Source organism: Nocardioides pantholopis (assembly GCF_003710085.1).
GTDB lineage: Bacteria > Actinomycetota > Actinomycetes > Propionibacteriales > Nocardioidaceae > Nocardioides > Nocardioides pantholopis.
Map to the genome: position 1 here is coordinate 3,643,059 of NZ_CP033324.1, position 18,945 is coordinate 3,662,003.

The window sequence follows — 18,945 nt, forward strand, 5'->3', positions numbered from 1 at the left end:
ACTGGTGATGGGCGGTTCACAGGCACCCGATCGCTCGGTGGGCACGCTCGGGCTGACCTTCGTCGCGGTCGGTGGCGTGGTCGGCTCCGGCGTGCTGTTCGCCCCGCTCTTCGCGGCCCGCCAGGCCGGCCCCGCCGCGATCCTCGCGTGGCCGATCGCGAGCCTGATGCTGGTCACCGTCGCCCTGGTCTTCGCCGAGGTCGCCGCCATGCTGCCGGTCGTCGGAGGTCTCGGAAGGCTGCCCGCCTTCAGCCACGGGCCGGCGGTCGGGATCGCGGTCGGCTGGGTGGCCTGGGTGGGCTACGTGACGGCCGCACCCATCGAGACCCAGGCCATGCTCGAGTACGCCAGCACCGAGCCGGCCTTCGACTGGCTCTTCGTCGCCGGGACCTCCGCGAACGGGGAGAGCCCGCTGAGCGTGGGCGGCGTCGCGGCGGCCGCCATCTTGCTCGTCGCCTTCACGGTGTTCAACGCGTTCGGGGTCGCGCTCTTCACCCGGGTCAACACCGCGCTGACCTGGGTGAAGCTCGTCATCCTGGCGGCGATAGCGGTCGCGCTGCTGACCCGCTTCTCCGCAGCCCCGGTCCGCGAGGAGGGATTCGCCCCGGAGGGGGTCACCGGGGTGCTGAGCGCGATCACCACCGGCGGGGTCACCTTCGCGTTCCTGGGCTTCCGGCACGCACTGGACCTCGCCGGCGAGGTACGCCGACCCCAGCGGACCATCCCGGTGGCACTCGTCGGGGGCATCCTCATCTGCGCCGCGCTCTTCACAGTCCTGCAGCTCGGCTTCATCGGGGCGGTCGACCCGGCGGAGCTCGACCGGGGCTGGGCCGGGCTCGACCCGGGCGGGGCGAACGGCCCGCTCGCCGCCGTGCTCGCGGGTCTCGGGATGGCCACGCTCGCCAAGCTGGTCGTGGCCGACGCCGTGCTCGGGCCGTTCGGCGCGGGACTGGTCTCCACGGCATCGACCGGCAGGCTCGCGGTGGCGGTCGCCGAGAGCGGGCTGTTCCCGCGCCCGGTCGCGGTCTTCTCGCGCCACGGCGTCCCGCTGCGGGCGATGGTGCTGAACCTCGGGGTCGGGCTGGTGCTGCTGCTCGCCTTCCGCGACGGCTGGTCGGAGCTGCTCTCCTTCAACTCCGGCGCCATCGTGCTGTCGATGTGCCTGGGCCCGGTCACCGTCGTCGCGCTGCGCCGCCAGGTCCCGGACCGGGTGCGTCCGTTCCGGCTGCCCGCGGTGGGAGCGCTGGCGCGGATCGCCTTCGTCGTCGTCAGCCTGATCATCTACTGGACCGGCTGGGACACGATGATCAAGCTGACCATCCCGATCGGCGTCGGCGTGGTGATCCTGGGGTGGCGCGTGGTGCGCGATCCGGAGCTGGCCCGCTCGCTGGCGCTGCGCTCGCTCGCCTGGCTCGGCCCCTACTACGTCGGGCTGCTGGTGCTGACCTACGCGGGGAGGTTCGGAGGCGGCCGCGAGTGGCTGCCCCCGGGCGTCGACATGGTCGTGGTCGCCGCGTTCGCGCTGGTGCTCTTCGAGTGGGGCCTGCGCTCGGCCCTCCCCGCCGCCGCGGCTGCCGCCGCCGTCGCGGCCGTTCCGGAGGTCCGGACGGCGGCGGTCCCGGACGCCCCCGCCGGAGCCGCGTAGCCAGCGGTACGTCAGCCGGCGCCGTCGCGCAGGCACGGCACCCGATGACGCCTCAGGGCTCGGGGATGTCCTCCACGACGGAGACCGACACCGCGGTCCGGTAGGCGACGGTCCCGGCGGGCACCGCGCCCGTCGCCTCGAGCTGGGTCTGCACCTCACCGAGGAAGTCCCCGGAGTCGGGGTCCAGGACGATGCTCCAGGTGTAGCCGTCGACCTGAACCCCGACCGCGGTGCCGCGACGCCCGCTCATCGTGAGCGTGTCGTCGAGGATCTGCACCTCGGGGAGGAGAGCCAGCGCCTGGTAGAGCGCCCGGCGCAGGCCGACCGGCACCAGCCCGGTCCGCAGGAGCGTGCTGGCGCTCTGGATGGCCGCCCACTGGGGGCTGTCGCCGACGCCACCCGCGTCCTGGAGCCGGGCCAGCAGCCGGCGGGGGTCGCGCGGCAGCGTCTCGATGTCCGAGGCCTCGAGGCCCCCGCTGCCGCCGCCGAGCTCGCCGTTGCCGAACCGGCCGCCGTCCGCGCGCTCCAGGCCGGGGTCCTCGGCCTGGGCCTGGGTCGCGAAGTCCCGGGCGGCCGCGCGCCGGACCGCCGCTGCGCCGTAGAACTCGGTGGGCTCCTCGGCCCAGTAGCGGCGCACCCAGGTGCCGTCCCGATCCCGGGGCACGTACGTCGTCGACACCGACGCGGAGCGATAGGCGCCGATGACGCTCCCGTCGTCGGCCCGGTCGTCCTGGACGTAGCCGAGCGTGTCCTCCCGGGTCTCGACGGCCAGGTACTGGCCCGGCCCGGGCGCGGGGCCGTCGCCGGCCCGGTCGGCGGCCCGGTGCAGCAGCTGGGCGGCGGCCGCCGGCGGGGTGGTGACCGGGTTGGTGAGCACCACCAGGCTCGTGACGGCCACCGCAGCCACCGCGGCCGCGGCGACCAGCGCCGCCCTCGTCCGCCGGGGGCGCGGCCGCCCGCCGGTCGCCCGGGCGAGCAGCGTGGCACGTGCGGGTGCCAGCGTCGCCGCGGTCGGCTCGGTGACGTCCTGGCGGACGCGTCGCAGCAGGTCGAGGTCGGTCATCAGGGCCTCCGGGTGGCGGTGGTGTGCAGCGGGTGGGTGGTGCTGGTCGTGCGGAACGCGGCACGGGCGCGGCTCAGGCGCGAGCGCACCGTCCCGATCGGGACCTCCAGGGCGTCGGCGATCTGCTCGTAGGTCAGGTCGGCCCAGGCGAAGAGCAGCAGGGCGTCGCGCTGGGGCGTGGAGAGCGAGCGCAGGACGTGGGCGAGATCGGCGACGGCCCGCTGGGCGTCGACCCGGTCCTCCACCGAGCCGCTCGGGTCTGCCCCGTGGCGCTCGTCGGGCAGCTGCGAGAGCGCGCGCAGCATCCGGACCTCGTCCCGGCGGTGCCGGTGCAGCACCCGCGTCGCGATGCCGTAGAGCCACGGAGCGGCGCTGTCGCGCCCGAGGTCGTAGTGCCGGCGCCTCTCGAAGGCCACGAGGAAGGTCTGGGCCACCACGTCGTCGGCGACCGACTCGCTGGTCCGGCGCGCGGCGAAACGGTGGATGGCCGGTGCGTGGCGGTCGAAGATCGTGGCGAACGCTGGTGGGTCGTCTATCGAGTTCCGCACGATCTCGCTGTCGGTGGTCACACCCCTACTTGTCCGCTCGACCCTCCCCGGTTCCACGGTGGCCGGGTCGCCCCGCATCGAACCACCCGGCCGGCCCGCCGGCTCAGCCGGCGCCGTCGCGCAGGGTGCGGCGCAGGATCTTGCCGGTGGTCGTCTTCGGCAGCTCCTCGAGGAACTCCACCGAGCGCGGATACTTGTAGGCCGCCAGCCGCTCGCGGGCCCAGTCCACGAGCTCCTCGGCCCTCAGCGTGGCGCCGGGCTGGAGCGCGACGTACGCCTTGACGCTCTCGCCGCGGTACTCGTCGGGGACCCCGACGACGGCCGCCTCGCGGACCGCCGGATGGCCGTAGAGCACGTCCTCGACCTCGCGCGGCCAGACCTTGTAGCCGGCCGCGTTGATCATGTCCTTGAGCCGGTCGACCAGGTAGAACCAGCCATCGGCGTCCATGAACCCGACGTCGCCGGTGCGCAGCTCACCGCCCGGCAGCGACTCGGCGGTGGCATCGGGGCGCCTCCAGTAGCCCGGGACGACGCCCGGCCCCGAGGTGGCGATCTCCCCGGTCTGCCCCACCGGGGCCTCGCTGCCGTCCGGGGCGAGGATCCGGACCGTCGTGTCGAAGATCGGCACCCCGATCGACAGCGCACCGGAGGTCGGGTCGACCGGCGCCCGCCGGCCCAGGGGTACTGCGTGCGAGGGGCTGGTGGTCTCGGTGAGCCCGTAGATGTTGTGGATGTAGAGCCCGGTCTGCTCCTCGAACCGGTCGGTCACCGCGGGGGCGATCGGCGCCCCGCCCGAGTAGACCGCGCGCAGCGAGGACCAGTCCTCCCGGGTGGATCCCTCGGCGCCGGCGAGCGCGATGAACACGGTGATCGCGCCGACCGTGAACGTGGGCCGGTGCTCGCGGATCGCGTCCAGGACCACCTGCGGCTCGAAGCGGTGGGTCAGCACCAGCGGGCAGCCGGTCAACAGCGCCACGCACAGGTGCCCGACCATCCCGGTGATGTGGAACAGCGGCGCGACCCCGAGCACCACGTCGTCGGTGCCCAGGTCGATCCAGTCCCGGTAGGTCTGGGCGTTGAAGGCCAGGTTCGCCTGGGTGTTCATCGCCCCCTTGGGGCGCCCGGTGGTGCCGGAGGTGTAGGTCAGCACCGCGACGTCGGCGGGCGCCGGCGCGGGCCGCGTCGGCGTACGCCCGGCGTGCTCGGCGAGCAGCTCGCCGAGGTCGAGCGTCCCCGCGGGGCGAGGGGACCCGGGGACGGCGAGGACCCGGGGGTCGTCGCGGGTCTGGTCCTCGCGCGGCGAGCAGGTGATCACCGTGCGCACCCGGTGGGCGTCCCCCTCCAGCACCTGCGCCGCGACCGTCTCGTGGAGCTCCTCGAGGCAGAGCAGCGCGGTCGCACCGGAGTCCTCGAGCAGGTAGGCCAGCTCGCCGTGCTTGTTCATCGGGTTGACCGCGACCGCGGCGCCGCCCGCCTTCCAGGCCGCGAGGTAGCCGACCGCGAGCGCCGGGTCGTTCTGCAGGTAGACGGCGAGCCGGTCCCCGGTCTCGAAGCCCCGCTCGACCAGGGCCGAGGCCAGGGCGTCGGAGCGGGCGTCCAGCTCGGCGAAGGTCAGCGCGCCGTCGAAGTAGCGGATCGCGACCGCCTCCGGGTGCCGTCCGACCGTGGCCCGGAAGGCGTCGAGCATCGTGGGGTGGTCGGGGACGATCCCGGGTGGGGTGCCCTCCCGGTACAGCGCCAGCCACGGCCGCTCGGCGGCGGCGCTCATCTCGGCCCCCCGCCCCGCGGCGGCACCCGCATCACGACGGTCTTGGTCTGGCACATCTCGGCGAGCGCCTCGAAGCCCTTCTCCCGGCCGTAGCCGGACTTCCCGAACCCGCCGAACGGCAGCTCCACGCCACCGCCAGCGCCGTACGCGTTGACGTAGACCTGGCCCGCGCGCAGCTCGGCGACCAGGTGGTGGGCGGTGTCCAGGTCGGTGGTCCACACCGCCGCGATCAGGCCGTACGCCGTCCCGTTGGCCAGCGCGACCGCCTCGTCGGCGTCCTTGAACACCGAGGTGGCCAGCACCGGTCCGAACACCTCCTCGCGGGCGATCTCCGCGGCGGGGTCCACCCGGTCGAAGACGGTCGGGGGGAAGAAGAAGCCCTCCGCGGGGGTGGGCACCCGCCCGGGGCCACCGATCCGCGGCCCGGCGGTGCCGGCGGCGGCCTCGACCATCCCGGTCACCCGGGCCAGCTGGCGCGCCGAGATCAGTGGTCCCAGGTCGAGGTCCGCGGGCCCCGGCCCGATCCGGACCGCCGCGAGGGCGGCCTCCAGGCGGCCCATCAGCTCCTCGTGCACCTCGGCGTGGACCAGCAGCCGCGATCCGGCCGAGCAGGTCTGCCCGGCGTTCTGCAGCAGGGCCCGCACCACCGTCGGCACCACCAGGTCCAGGTCGGCGTCGGGGAGGACGACGTGCGGGGACTTGCCGCCGAGCTCGAGGGCGACCGGCACGATGTTGCGGGCCGCCGCGGCGGCGACCTCCTCGCCGACCGGCACCGAACCGATGAACGAGAGGTGGTCGATCCCGGGGTGGGCCGCGAGCGCGGCACCGGCCTCGGCGCCGAGCCCGGGGACGACGTTCAGCACGCCGGGCGGAAGACCGGCCTCGAGGGCCAGCTCGCCGATCCGCAGCACGCTGAGCGGTGCCTCCTCGGCCGGCTTGACCACCAGGCAGTTGCCGACCGCGAGCGCCGGCGCCATCGTGCGCGCGCCGATCTGGAGCGGGTAGTTCCACGGGATGATGTGGCCGGTGACGCCGTACGGCTCGTGCCGGGTCCAGGCCAGGTAGCCGTCCAGGTCGGGCAGGGTGTGGCCGAAGAACGCCTCCACGACCGAGGCGTAGTACTCGAAGTAGCGGGCCGCGACGCCCGTGTCGGCGCGGGCCTGGGCCAGCGGCTTGCCGGTGTCGTGGCTCTCCAGGTCGGCCAGGTCATCGAGGTCGCGGCGGATCAGCTCGCCGGTACGCCGCAGCACCCCCGCCCGGGACTCCGCGCTGCGGCCCCGCCAGCCGGCGTACGCCGCCCGGGCCGCCGTGACCGCCTGGTCGATCTCGGCCGCGCCGCCGCGGGCGACCCGGTCCAGCAGCCGGCCCGTCGACGGGTCGAGCACGTCGATCGCGTCCGGCGTCGGCACCGCCACGCCGTCGATCAGGCAGGGCCGCGGGTCCGCGCCCGACTCCCTCACGACGTCCCCCTCATAACGGGTTCAGTCCTCGCTCGTCGGCGTCGGAGCGCCGAGCGGGGTGTCGCCGGCCCGCAGCGGCGCGTCGTGGTAGCGACCCTCGTGGGCCACCACCGGCCGCCGGTCGCCGGCGAGCTCGGGGTACTTCTCCTCGAGCTTCTGCCGGCCGTCCCACTGCCGGCGCAGGTGACCGACGTACTCGCGGTTCGCGCCGCCGGTGCCCTTCCAGGTCTGCGGCATCTGCTCGCGCGACGGCCCGGCGTCGGCGACTCCCCCGATCGCCGCCGCCGCGGGCAGCCTCGTGCCGCCCGCGCCGCACGCCGGGCAGCGCTGCGCGTCCCGGTCGGTGATCGGGACCAGCCGCTCGAAGCGATGGCCGTCGGGGCACCGGTAGTCGTAGGTCGGCACGGGCGGGCTACCAGTTCTCGATCGAGCGGGCGAAGATCGCGGCGATGTCGTCCTCGGTGACCGGCCGCGGGCAGGTGGCGAGCAGCCGCTGCTGCTTCATGGTCCCCGGGACCAGGTCGGGGATGTCGTCCTCGGTGTAGCCGACGCCGCCGATGCCGTTGGGGATCCCGATGTCGCGCATCAGGCTGGTGATCACTGCCGGCAGCTGCTCGGTGGCGTCGTCGAGCTTGTCGTGCCCCGGGTCCAGCAGCGAGGCGGCCCGCAGGTGGCGGTCGGGGGCGCTCTCGAAGCTGAAGCGGAACGCCTCCGGAGCGGTCAGGGAGACCGACTGGCCGTGCGGCACCATCGGCTCGTCCTGGGGGTAGCCGGCCGGGCGGTAGTCCTTGACCATGCCGGCGATCGGGTAGGCGTTGGCGTGCGGGACGTGCACGCCGGAGTTGCCGAAGCCCATGCCGGCGAAGGTGGCCGCCATCATCATGTTCGAGCGGGCCCCGAGGTCGTCCCCGTCGCGGACGGCGGTCCGGAACGACTGCGCCAGCAGCGTCATCGAGCGCTCGCACCACAGGTCGGAGATCGGGTTGGACCCGCAGTAGGTCACCCGCTCCTCGGGCCGCTTGCGGTCGAAGGTCTGGTACCAGCGGGCGGTGTAGGACTCCAGCGCGTGGCAGACGATGTCCATCCCGGCCGCCGCGGTGACCTCCGGCGGCAGGGAGAGGGTCACCAGCGGGTCGATCACCGCGAGTGTGGGGCGCAGGCGCCAGTGGCTGATGCCGGTCTTCACCTTCATCGACAGCACGTCGAGCACGCACATCGCGGTGCTCTCGGACCCGGTCCCGGCCGTGGTCGGGACCGCGATGAGCGGCTTGAGCTGGCCACGCGGCGCGGTCGCCCGTCCGATCGGCTTGTTGAGGTAGTCCATCAGCTCGCCACCGTCGGTGGTCATCAGGTTGACGGCCTTGGCGGTGTCGATCGCGGAACCGCCGCCGACGGCGACGAAGCCGTCCCAGGGCCCCTGCTCGCGGGCGTACCCGGCCGCCTTGTCCATGCTGTCGTCGGTCGGCTCCACGTGGACGCCGTCGAAGATCTCCGACTCGATGCCCTGCGCGGAGAGGGAGTCGGCGATCCGGGCGGGGATCCCGGTGCCGTTGACGGTGGCGTCGGTGATGATCAGGACCCGGCGTACGTCGTACTGGGTCATCTCGAAGCCGATCTCGTCGACCGCCCCGGCGCCGAACTTCAGCGGCGGCGCGCCCCAGGTGAAGATCGTCTCCTCGGCCAGCTCCTGGCTGTGCTCCGCGATCTGGTCCGCGCTCATCGGTAGCTCCCGGTCGGCGCCACGCGCAGCTCGGTGATCTGCGCCGGGTCGTGGCCGAAGACCAGCGTCGCGTCGGACTCCTCGGCGATCCCGCGCAGCTTCTCGACCGAGGAGTACCACTGCTCGAGGTTGTTGACGATGGCCGCGGGGACCGACGGTGGGCCGAAGCTGTCGCCCATGTAGATCGCGTCCGCGGTGAAGATCATCGTCCCGCTCTCGGGGAGGTCGACGCGCATCGACATGCTGCCGGGGGTGTGGCCCGGGGTCTGGATGAAGCTCACCCCGGGCAGGAACTCCACGTCGCCGGAGACGGTCTCGAACTCCAGGTCCTCGTAGTCGGCCTTGAGGTGCGCGCCGGTGAACGCGCCTTCGAAGCCGAAGGCGAAGTCCTTCTCGACGTCGCTGCAGACCAACCGGGCGTCGGTCTCCTTGAACAGCTGGGCGTTGCCGGCGTGGTCGAAGTGCAGGTGGGAGAAGGCCACGACGTCGATGTCGCCCGGCGCCAGGCCGAGCTGCCCGAGCCGGGAGTCGAGGTACTCGTCCTCGGAGACCTTGTCGTAGGGAAAGAAGTCCTGGAGGCCGGTCGGCTCCCAGCGCTCCTCCCAGTCCCGCGGACAGCTGGTGTCCCACAGCAGCTTGCCCTCGGGGGTGTCGACGAGCACGCAGTGGCTCGGGACGTCGGTCCACTCGGCCGGCAGGTGCTTGTTCTGGCGGGTGCGGATCGCCCGCCCCGGCGCCAGCAGCAGCCAGGTGAGGTCGGCGGTCATCGCGCCGCACGGAAGGATGCTGACGGTCGTTCCTGTGGCCACGGGCTGACTCCCTGCTGCAGGGCCGCGAGGTCAGCGAGGCACCGGGAGCCCGGCTGGCGCGAGATGGACGGCCTGGTTGGTTCGCCGCACGTTCCTCCGCCGCCCGAGGGCTGTCAAGACCCGACTGTGGCCCGAGTCACAGGGAGCGGTTGGCGGGGCTCCGCTCAGCCGCTGCGCAGCAGCCAGCGAGCCCAGCAGCCGGGTCAGGCCGATCCGGAGCCACCGGCGGACAGACCCCGCGCGTCCCGGCGTGCTCGGCGCCGGGTGGGGGCGCCGGGCGAAGTCCCCGGTTAACCGGGGAAACCGGAACTTCTCGGCCGAAATGTTGCCCCAGAAGTTCCAGTTTCGCCCCAGAAGTACGCCGTCTCCTGGCCGCAGCGGGCGGCCCGGGCCTCAGCCGAGGTCGGTGGCCAGGAGGCCGTCCTCGGGCTCCCGCAGGCCCCCTCGCCGGTGTACTGCAGGCGACCCGGCCACCAGCGCGGCCTTGCGCCGCGACATCGCGGAGGCCACCGCGAAGATCAGCACTGCCGATGGACCTGAGTCGTGAACCTGACCCGGGGACATTCCCGAGCAGGACCTCGTCGCGGGGGTGGCGGCCCACGCGTTCTAGCCTGCTGCGGTGAAGCGCACCCGCGGCCGGATCGTCCACATCGAGTCCCTCGAGGAGCTCGACCGGAGGCTGGCCGCGGGCGCGCGCCATCTGAGCGGCTGGCGGGTCCGGGGGCTCGACCTCACCGAGCGCGGCGACCAGTTGCGCGCGTGCGTCGTCGAGGGGGCGTCGTTCCTCGGCTGCTCGTTCGCCCCCGGCACGGGCGAGGAGCTCGACCGGGCCGGCGCGCTGGTGCTTCCGGCCATCCCCGACGTCCCCGTCGACGTGCACCGCGGGCGCCTCTACTCCCCCGGCGAGCTCTACGACACCCTCGCGGCGGGCGGGACGTACGACGGCTCGCTGGACGCCCGCGCCTACGCCTGGGCGCAACGGCCCGGCGACGCCGAGGACGAGCTCGCGAAGGCGCTCCACGACCACGCCGTCGACCAGGCCCTGCAGTCCTGGGTCGCCGGCCGGCACCTGGTCGGGGTGATGGGCGGGCACGCCGCGCTCCGCGGCCACCCGGAGTACGCCGAGGCCGCGCGGCTGGGCCACCTGCTCGGCGCGACCCACGTGGTGGCGACCGGCGGCGGCCCGGGCGCCATGGAGGCGGCCAACCTGGGGGCGCGGCTGGCCGGCCGGCCCGCGGACGACCTGGCCGCCGCCCTGGACGAGCTCGCCGCGGTGGCGTCGTACCGGCCCTCGGTGACGGCGTGGGCGCAGGCCGCCCGCGCGGTCGCCGACCGGTTCGGCGGAGGCCGCGAGTCGCTCGGCATCCCGACCTGGCACTACGGCCACGAGCCGCCGAACCTGTTCGCCACGGCGGTGGCCAAGTACTTCCGCAACGCGGTGCGCGAGGCCATCCTGCTGGAGGTCTGCGACCGCGGGATCGTCTTCCTCCCCGGCGCGGCCGGGACGGTCCAGGAGGTCTTCCAGGACGCCTGCGAGAACTACTACGCCGACGAGTCGGCCGTGGCGCCCATGATCCTGGTCGGCGTCGAGCACTGGACCCGCACCCTGCCCGCCTGGCCCCTCCTGCAGGCACTCGCGCGGGGCCGGGCCATCGAGGAGCACGTGCACCTGGTCGACACCGTCGAGGAGGCCGCCGTGCTGGTCGGGCGCTCAGCCGGCTGACGGAGACGCAACCCCCGACGACCCCGTGTAGCACCATCGGTCGTGGCCCACAACCCCAGTTTCGCCGTTCGGCGGCGCTGGGGTGCGCGGATACCTAGCCTTGCGCAGTGCTCCCCCTCCGCGTGATCGCTCTCGGGCTGACCGGGCTCCTGCTGCTGACCACCTCCCCCTCGCTCGGCGAGCCCGCGGAGGCGGCCCGGTCCACGTCCCCGGCGGCGGCCGCCGCCGCGCCCGCCGCGCCGGCTCTGGAGGAGCGCCCGGTCCCGACCGACTCCGACGACCCCACGCCACGCGAGCCCGTCGAGATGGACGTCCTCCCGGAGACCTCGCTGACCGAGCCCGCCCACGGCGCGAGCGCCGTACGCCAGCTCGGCGAGGACCTGGCGGACGTCGCCGCCGCCCACGACCTGCGCCCAGGTCAGCTGCGCACCACCCTGCGCACCGACCCGACCCTGTGGGTGGACCCGTCCGGCCGGCTCTTCGTCAAGGAGGAGGCGCACCCCGGGCCGTCGTTCGCCCGCGCCGAGATCGCGCCCGCGGCCGCCCCGCTCGACGACACCTTCGAGCTGCACAGCATGCCGGGCTCGCGGCACGTGATCTACCTCGACTTCGACGGCGTCGACGTCCCCGCCGAGAGCCGGTGGGCCCAGCAGGACTCGCTGCCCGCCGGCATCTACGAGGGCTGGGACCCGATGGGCGACGGCCCCGGCTTCTCCGCCCCCGAGCGGGCCGCCGTCCAGGAGATCTGGGCGCGCGTGGCCGAGGACTACGCCCCCTTCGACGTCGACGTGACCACCGCCGACCCCGGCGAGGACGCGCTGCACACCGACGCCGCCGGTGACCCCGAGTTCGGGACCCGCCTGGTGGTCACCGACAGCACCCAGGCGCCGGCGTACGTCTGCCCCGAGGGCTGCGGCGGCGTGGCATGGTTGGGCGAGATCGACCGGCCCTCCACCGTCGTCGAGCCGGCCTGGGTCTTCGCCGAGCTCAACTCCCAGTCGCCCAAGGCCATCGCCGAGGCCGCCTCCCACGAGGTCGGCCACACCTTCGGACTCTGGCACGACAGCCACGGCTCCGACGAGTACTACACCGGCCACGGCACCTGGGCGCCGATCATGGGATCGGCCTATGGCGCCCCGATCAGCCAGTGGTCCGACGGCTATGACGGCGCGACCAACTCCCAGGACGACCTGGCGGTGATCGGCGCCATTGCCGGCTACCGCACCGACGAGGGCGGCGACGGCTGGGACGCCCCGCTGCAGGTCACCGGTCAGACCGGCTACGTCAACGGCATGGGTGACGGCGACGTCTACCTCGTGGACGACTGCACGAGCAGCGCCCGCGTGGCGGCCCTCAACGCGGAGGTCGGGGCCAACCTCGACCTCCAGCTCAAGCTCGCCCGGCCCACCGCCCTCGGCGGGTCGGTGATGCTGACCGACAACCCCCTCATCACGAAGGTCCCCACCCTCGACGACCGGGCCTGGTACGACGAGGGCCCCCACCTCGCCTCCGACGCCGGCGGGCTCGACGCCTCCGTCGCCCTGCCCGAGGGCGGGCCGTGGCTGCTGCGGGTCGGCGCCGACTTCGGCCTCACCAGCGCGGAGAGCGACTTCGACTTCTCGCCGTACGGCAACCTGGGCGCCTACCGGCTTCAGGTCGAGGGCTGCAGCACCCCGCAGGTCCCGCCGGCCCGGCCGAGCGGCCTCACCCTCACGGACGCGGGCGCCGACCTGGTCGCCACCTGGACGGCGCCGGTGAGCGACGGCGGCTCGCCCCTCACCGGCTACCGGCTCACCCTCAACGGGCTGGAGCCGGTCGACGTCAACCCCGAGGCGACGTCGTACGTCTTCGTCGGCGCGGCCGACCGCAACGTCACCGTCGGCGTGCGGGCGACCAACACCCACGGCACCGGTCCCGCTGCCACGTCGACGTGGAACCCCACCACCGCGCCCAGCCAGGTGACCGATGTCCAGGTCGACACCGAGAACATCCGCTGCAGCTTCGGCCCGCGCGGCATCCGAGTGAGCTGGTCCGCGCCGGCCTCGAACGGCGGCTCGCCGGTGCTCCGCTACGAGCTGTGGTCGTTCGACCCCAACGCCGGAGAGTGGTACCGGATGTTCGACTTCCCGTCGAGCGGGGGCAGCGACTCGGTCGAGACCTGCTTCAACCCGGTCGCCGGCGAACTCGTCAGCTACCGGATCGTCGCGGTCAACGACAAGGGCGCCGGTGCGCCCCTCGAGTTCGACGCGCTCCTGGCGGGCCCGCCGTCGCGGATCACGCCGACCATGACCACCGATCGCGACGCCCGGACGGTGACCGTCGACTGGCAGACGCCCTTCGACGGGGGCGCGCCCATCCAGCGCGTCGAACTCGCCCTGACCGACGGACGCATCGAGAACCCCGTGGAGGTGGTGCTGGGGCCGGGCGCCACGTCGTACACCTTCACCGGGGTGCGGACCGGCCCGCGGCACCTGCTGATCGAGGCCATGAACGAGTGGAGCGACTCGACAGTCTTCGCCAGGCCGAGCGACACCTCCTTCGAGATGCCGCCGATCTCCCCCGACCCGGGAGGGGTCGACGGCAACAGGATCCAGTGGACGGTCCTCGACAAGACACCCGGCGCGGGCTCGCTGCGCGTCTCGTGGGACCCCGTGGTCCCGAAGCTCCCTGCCCACGACCCTGACCACGACGCGATCCAGTGGTACGACGTCTGCGTGGACCAGGTCGGCTCCAGCTACCTCCCGGGCGGCGTTCGGTTCGGCGACGGGGCGACCCGCGGGACCAACGTCTGCCAGGACCAGACCACCGTCGCGCTGACCGCGGACGCCGACCAGCCCTCCATCGTCCTGACCGGCCTCTCCATCGAGCCGCACTGGGTGAGCGTGACGGCGGTCAACCCCGGCGGTCCGTCGTACCTGACCGGGCTGGCGCGGGTGGACTTCATCCCCACCACCATCACCTGCCCCCCGACGTCCACCGTCGCCGCCGGTCCGCTCACCTGGCAGTGGGAGTGGCCGGAGACGAACGTCAACACCTGGAGCGTCCGGGCCCGCAAGCTCCCCGAGTCGACGTGGACCGTCTGGTCGGAGTGGCAGCACTACTTCCAGACCGCTGTCGACGGCCAGTCGGTCACGCCCGGCCAGTGGCAGATCGAGGTCACCGCCCACCTGCGCAACGGCCGGACCGGGCCGCCCGCGGTCTGCGACCTGACGGTGGTGGAGGGGTCCCCCGAGCCCACCCCGACCCCCGACCCCACGCCGACACCGGACCCGACCCCGACGCCGGACCCCACGCCCACGCCGGACCCCACGCCCACACCCACGCCCACACCCACGCCGACGCCCACCCCCACACCCACGCCCTCCCCGACGCCGACGCCCGGGCCCGCCCCGGTCCCCGTGGCCAAGGCGCCGTCGGCCCCCCGGGTGACCTCGGTCAAGCGCGGCCCCAAGCGCGGCCCGAAGACCGTGTCGGTGTCGTGGTCAGCTCCCGCCGCGACCGGGTCGAGCGCGATCACGACCTACGAGGTGACCGTCTACCGGGTCAAGGGCGGCAAGCTGGTCGTCGCCGCTCGCAAGAGCGTGCCGGCGAGCAAGCGGACCCTGAAGCTGAAGCTGAAGGCCGGGACGTACAAGCTGGCCGTCCGGGCCAGGAGCGGCGCGGGCTGGAGCCCGCCGAGCGCGGTCTCCAAGGCGGTCAAGCCCCGCTGAGGTCCCAGCGGGAGGACCGCTCCTGCCCGTACGACGGGGAGCCGGCCTGCCGCTGGACGGGAGCTCATCGGATCGAAGTCCCCACCTCGCGGGCCCCTGGGACATGGGGAGAGTCACTCAATTGAGCCTGGCGCGCCCGACGGGCCCGCTCCATCGGGAACGGCGACGGAGGATCGAGAACGCGGCCGTCTCCCGGAACTCCGACCTGATGGAGGTGCCGGCCGCGGAGACGACCGACGTCCCCGGGCTGGTCGCGGTCGAGCCGCGACGTACGGCCTGCTGAGGCAGACCGGCCCGGGGACGTCGGTCCCTTGCTGCTACTTCCGCTTCACCTTCGCGGTCGCCCTGCTCGTCACCGTGGCGGTGACGTGGCCGACCTTGGTGACGGTGACCTTGACTGTCACCTTCTTGCCCGCGGTGGACCGGCCGAGCTTGACCGTGGCCTTGCTGCCGATCCGCTTCGACCCGGCGTACCAGGCGTAGTTGACCTTCACGCCGTTGCCGAAGCCGGTCGCGCGGGCCTTGAGGACCTTCCCGACCCGGGCCTTGCCGGAGACCTTGACCGTGCCCGACCCGAGGGTCGCGCGGGCGACGGTGGCGGTGGCGGCGCTGGTCCGGGTGACGGCCGTGTAGCCCGCCTTGGTGCCGGTCACCGCGACGGTGATCCGGGCGCCGAGGTCGCTGATTCCGAGGCGGTACGACGCCGCGGTGGCGCCGGCGATCGGCCGGCCGTTGCGCAGCCACTGGTAGGCCGGCGTGACGCCGTCGTCCCAGCGGCCGGTCGCGGCGGCCAGCGTGCTGCCGAAGCGGGCAGCGCCCGACACGGTCGGCACGGGAGTGGCGGCGAGCGTGCCGGCGGCGACCCCGGGGGTCTCGGCCATCAGGGTGACGGCGTCGTACCCGGGCTTGCTGCCGGTCACGGCGACGGCGACCGGCTTGCCGAGGTCGGCGGCGGTCGGGGTGTAGGTGGCCCCCACACCGACCTCCACGTCACCGACGAGCCAGCGGTAGGACAGCGTCACGCCGTCGTCCCAGGGGCCGGGGACGGCGGTGAGGACCGTCCCGACGGCGGGCGTGCCGTCGATGGTCGGCATCGGCGCGGTCTCGAGCGTGCCGCCGGCGATGACGACCGGCTCGCTCGCGCGGCTCACCGTGGCGTAGCCGGTGCGGGTGCCGGTGACCGTCACGACCAGCGTCTTGCCCAGGTCGACGGCCCGCGGGGTGAAGCTGGTCCCGCCGACGCCCTCCAGTCCGTTGCCGTCGAGCGCCCACCGGTAGGAGAGCGTGGTGCCCGCGTCCCACGTCCCGGGCGCGACCGTGACCGGGGCGCCGACGACGGGAGCCCCGTCGAGCACCGGGGCCGGCGTCAGGACCGGCGCGCCGGGGGCGACGTCGACGGCGACGCTGGTGCGCGTCACCTGGGCGTAGCCGTCCCTGGTGCCGGTGACGGCGACGGTGAGGGCGCGCCCGGCGTCCGCGACCACGGGCGTGTACGACGACTCCATGCCGACGTCGGCACCCGCGACCTTCCACTGGTAGCTCAGCGTCGTGCCCGCGTCCCAGTCACCGGTGACCGCGGAGACCTGGACGCCGACCTGCGGCGTCGCGCTCAGCGACGGCGTGGGCGTGCCGGTCTGGGTGCCGGGGACGACCCCCGCGGTCGGGATGCTGATCCGGCGGGTGGGGGCGAAGCCCGGGGCCGTGCCGGTCACGGCGACGGTCACGATCTTGCGCACGTCGGCCGCGGTCGGGATGTACGTCGCCTCGGTGGCACCGGCGACGGGCAGGCCGCCGACCGCCCACTGGTAGGCGGCGACCGTGGTGCCCGCGGGCCAGTCGGTGGTATCCGCGGTGAGCGGCGCACCGACGGCGGGCGTGCCGGCGACGACCGGCCGAGGCGCGGTCTCGAGCGCTCCGCAGACGGCGCAGGCGCCGCCGAGGGAGGCAGCATCTGCGGTGGCGAAGATCGTCTCACGCGGCGAGGTGGCGCTGCCGGTGATCGTCACCGGGATCTCGACGGTGGCGGTCGTGCCGGTGGCCGTCGTGGGCACCGTCCAGGTCAGCGTGTTGCCGCTGCGGGTGACACCTGCCGGCAGGGTGCCGAGGGTGGCGTCGTCGGTGAGCGCGGTGATGTCGACGGTGACGACACCGTCGGTGAGCGCGACCCGGCCGGTGTTGGCGGCGCTGAGCGTGTAGGTCATCGCGGTGCCGGAGGCCTGGGTGCCCTGGCCGGGCGTGGAGGTCAGGGACACGTCGTACTTGGCCGGCCAGGCGGGCTTGTCGGCGTCGTAGATCCAGTCCTGCCAGAACGCGTCGAGGTCGTGGCCCGAGATCTCCTCGGCGAGGTCCTTGAGCCGGTCACCGCGCGGGCTCTGCCCGGCGTACGTCGTCTGCCACTCCTTCATGACGGCGAAGAAGTCGCGGTCACGCAGCACCGTGCGCAGCGCCTCCCAGAACTGCGCGCCGCGCGTGTAGGTCTGGTAGCCGTAGAGGTCCGACGGGTCGGTCTGCGCCCCGGGCGGCGTCCGCCAGTTGGCGCTGGTCGGCGCCGTGCCGTTCCAGCTGTTGTAGTACGTCGTCTCGACGGCGGCCGGGTTGGGCGTCGCCGGGGCGAGCACGCTGTTGTGCCAGGTGGGCGCCCACGTGCCCATGCCCTCGTTGATCCAGATGTCGGTCCACAGGCCGGGCGAGACGTTGTCGCCGTACCACTGGTGGGCGAGCTCGTGGATCAGCGTGTTGCCGTTGACCGAGCCGGCGCTCGGGAAGAACGAGCGGTCCTGGGTCTCGAGCGCGTAGTTGATGCCCGAGGGCACGGTGTCGATGACGACGCCGGTGCTGTTGCCCGGGTAGGGGCCGAAGATCGACTCCAGGCGGTTGATGATCGGGCCGATCTGGGTGCGGCGGTTGCGGATGGTCGTCTTGTTGGCGTCCGACAGCGCGGCGTCCATGAAGGACCACTCGGGGATGACCCTGCCGCTGGCCAGGGTCACCTGCGACTCCATCACGTCGTACCTGCCGATGGAGATCAGGGCCAGCTCGCTGGCCATCTGCTTCTCCTGGACCCACTCCCAGGTGGTCCGCCGACCGTTGACGCTGGGGGTCCTCGAGACCAGCTCGCCGTTGCTGACCGCGGCGGCGGGGCCGGTGCCGGTCGCGCTGGTCAGCGTCGAGGGGATGTCGAGGGAGAAGGTGTACGTCGCCTTGTCGCCGGGCGTGTTGTTGTTCGGGTAGCCCGCCATCGAGCCGACGGGCTGGCCCATGAAGATGGCGCCGTCGGTCGTCGGGGCCCAGCCCTCCCACGAGTCGTCGGGGTCGACGTGGACCTTCGGGTTGCCGTGGTACTTCACGACGGTGGTGAACTCGCCCTCGACCGGCGTCGCAGGGGTGATGATCAGCTTGAACTTGATCGCGGCGTTGTCCTGGACCCGCTCGAACGTCGCGGGCTGGCCGTCGACGGTGACCGAGTCGATCTCCAGGCCCTCGAAGTCCAGGGAGAACGAGCGTAGCGGCGCGCCGGTCGTCGCGGCGACCATGGTGGTCGAGGCGGACCCGAAGTTGCCGGTCATCATGGAGCCGACGACGCCGGTGGCGTTCCAGGCGATGTCCACGTCGTAGTGCAGCGCGTCGTACCCACCGTTGCCGACGTGCGGGAAAATGGCGTCCCCGGCAGTCTGCGGGCCGTCGACGGGGGCGACGGGATCGGCGTACGACGGCGCCGCCGTCGCGCCGAGCCCGCTCGCCATCAGCACGATCGGCACGGCCCGAGCGGCGGTCCTGCGCCACCGGGAGTGCCCGGCAGTTCTGGTCAAGGTCATCTGCATCCTTAGTCGGTCGGATCGATGGGTCCCGAGACCCAGGTGACCGTAGGCACAGATCGTTTCCCGAGCGTTAAGGAGATGTCCGATCGTCAGACGAGGTCTGGACCTGTGAGCGCGAGGGGGCGGCGAACTCGATCACCCGGGTGATGCGGGCCACGGCGCGCCGGATCCCAAACCGCCGCTTCGGCGACCGGTGACGTGTGCGTGGCGTGCCCATGGGGCCTCCTGTCCCGACGGTTCTCCCGCGTCCCATGGGCCACCGCCTTCATGAGAAGGTGCTCAGGCACCTTGGAGGTGGATGCTCTCCCGTGGATTGATCGGATGGAGCTCCGCATGTCCGGGGCCCCTAGCTCAATTGGCAGAGCAGGAGACTTTTAATCTCTTGGTTGTGGGTTCGAGTCCCACGGGGCCTACCGCCTCTTTCCGCTCCGGCGTGGCGGCTGCGCGCGGGAAGGTGCGACTTCCCGACCTTGAACCGGGCGCCGCCTCGACCACCGACAGCGGGGCCAGCGCGGACCGGCTGGGCGCCCCCGATCGTGGTGGGCGTCCGTCCGGTGTCGTCGGCGTACCGCCGGACGACCTGAGAGCTCCGGCGCAACCCTGGACTTCTGGGGCAGAACTGGAACTTCTGGGCCGACATTTCCCCCGAGAAGTTCCGGTTTTCCCCGGTTAACCGGGGAC

The 18,945-nt window shown here is 73.3% G+C and carries 12 protein-coding genes and 1 tRNA gene; 4 read left to right on the forward strand and 9 right to left on the reverse strand.

The features are described from left to right. Positions 1 to 37 precede the first annotated feature (37 nt). On the forward strand, positions 38 to 1,645 hold the full coding sequence (locus tag EBO35_RS17420) for an APC family permease (RefSeq protein WP_164478025.1): 1,608 nt from the start codon (positions 38 to 40) through the stop codon (positions 1,643 to 1,645). Positions 1,646 to 1,697: 52 nt separating this feature from the next. Here the strand turns inward: EBO35_RS17420 and EBO35_RS17425 are convergent, their stop codons facing one another. From EBO35_RS17425 to EBO35_RS20270, 8 genes are all read right to left on the reverse strand, one after another. Beyond that, the gene (locus tag EBO35_RS17425) at positions 1,698 to 2,708 is read right to left on the reverse strand and encodes a CU044_5270 family protein (RefSeq protein ID WP_122818851.1); all 1,011 of its coding nucleotides are present in this window, start codon (positions 2,706 to 2,708) and stop codon (positions 1,698 to 1,700) included. Further along, entirely contained in the window at positions 2,708 to 3,277 is a 570-nt protein-coding gene (locus EBO35_RS17430) for an RNA polymerase sigma factor (RefSeq protein WP_164478026.1), read from the reverse strand. The genes EBO35_RS17425 and EBO35_RS17430 overlap by 1 nt, the downstream gene beginning before the upstream one ends. Before the next feature lie 82 nt (positions 3,278 to 3,359). After that, positions 3,360 to 5,024 (reverse strand): class I adenylate-forming enzyme family protein, encoded by a 1,665-nt coding sequence (locus EBO35_RS17435; RefSeq protein WP_122818853.1) that lies wholly within the window; start codon positions 5,022 to 5,024, stop codon positions 3,360 to 3,362. Continuing rightward, entirely contained in the window at positions 5,021 to 6,484 is a 1,464-nt protein-coding gene (locus EBO35_RS17440; RefSeq protein ID WP_206422596.1) for an aldehyde dehydrogenase family protein, read from the reverse strand. Before EBO35_RS17440 ends, EBO35_RS17435 begins: the two co-directional genes overlap by 4 nt. 21 nt (positions 6,485 to 6,505) lie before the next feature. Next, the gene (locus EBO35_RS17445) at positions 6,506 to 6,889 is read right to left on the reverse strand and encodes an FmdB family zinc ribbon protein (protein ID WP_122818854.1); all 384 of its coding nucleotides are present in this window, start codon (positions 6,887 to 6,889) and stop codon (positions 6,506 to 6,508) included. A gap of 7 nt (positions 6,890 to 6,896) precedes the next feature. Further along, entirely contained in the window at positions 6,897 to 8,204 is a 1,308-nt protein-coding gene (locus EBO35_RS17450; protein WP_122818855.1) for a hydroxyacid-oxoacid transhydrogenase, read from the reverse strand. After that, positions 8,201 to 9,013: an N-acyl homoserine lactonase family protein gene (locus EBO35_RS17455; protein ID WP_206422597.1), complete on the reverse strand. Its 813-nt coding sequence runs from the start codon at positions 9,011 to 9,013 to the stop codon at positions 8,201 to 8,203. Before EBO35_RS17455 ends, EBO35_RS17450 begins: the two co-directional genes overlap by 4 nt. A gap of 393 nt (positions 9,014 to 9,406) precedes the next feature. After that, positions 9,407 to 9,538 (reverse strand): hypothetical protein, encoded by a 132-nt coding sequence (locus EBO35_RS20270; protein ID WP_263457639.1) that lies wholly within the window; start codon positions 9,536 to 9,538, stop codon positions 9,407 to 9,409. 94 nt (positions 9,539 to 9,632) lie between these two features. Here EBO35_RS20270 and EBO35_RS17460 point away from each other — a divergent pair, with 94 nt between their 5' ends. Then, positions 9,633 to 10,736, forward strand: coding sequence for an LOG family protein (locus EBO35_RS17460; RefSeq protein ID WP_122818857.1), 1,104 nt, complete (start codon positions 9,633 to 9,635; stop codon positions 10,734 to 10,736). 107 nt (positions 10,737 to 10,843) lie between these two features. Further along, positions 10,844 to 14,446 carry a fibronectin type III domain-containing protein gene (locus tag EBO35_RS17465; protein ID WP_122818858.1) on the forward strand — a complete coding sequence of 1,201 codons (3,603 nt, stop codon included), beginning with the start codon at positions 10,844 to 10,846 and terminating at the stop codon, positions 14,444 to 14,446. 317 nt (positions 14,447 to 14,763) lie between these two features. Here EBO35_RS17465 and EBO35_RS20310 read toward each other — a convergent pair whose 3' ends face one another. Then, entirely contained in the window at positions 14,764 to 18,261 is a 3,498-nt protein-coding gene (locus EBO35_RS20310) for a M1 family aminopeptidase (protein WP_164478027.1), read from the reverse strand. A gap of 343 nt (positions 18,262 to 18,604) precedes the next feature. Here EBO35_RS20310 and EBO35_RS17475 point away from each other — a divergent pair. Beyond that, positions 18,605 to 18,677, forward strand: a tRNA-Lys gene (locus EBO35_RS17475). The last annotated feature ends 268 nt before the right edge of the window (positions 18,678 to 18,945 follow it).

Bases quoted from the DNA above. Each gene is read 5' to 3' on its own strand.
- EBO35_RS17435 (WP_122818853.1), bottom strand. From the start codon at position 5,024: ATGAGCGCCGCCGCCGAGCGGCCGTGGCTGGCGCTGTACCGGGAGGGC.
- EBO35_RS20310 (WP_164478027.1), bottom strand. From the start codon at position 18,261: ATGACCTTGACCAGAACTGCCGGGCACTCCCGGTGGCGCAGGACCGCC.
- EBO35_RS17425 (WP_122818851.1), bottom strand. From the start codon at position 2,708: ATGACCGACCTCGACCTGCTGCGACGCGTCCGCCAGGACGTCACCGAG.
- EBO35_RS17450 (WP_122818855.1), bottom strand. From the start codon at position 8,204: ATGAGCGCGGACCAGATCGCGGAGCACAGCCAGGAGCTGGCCGAGGAG.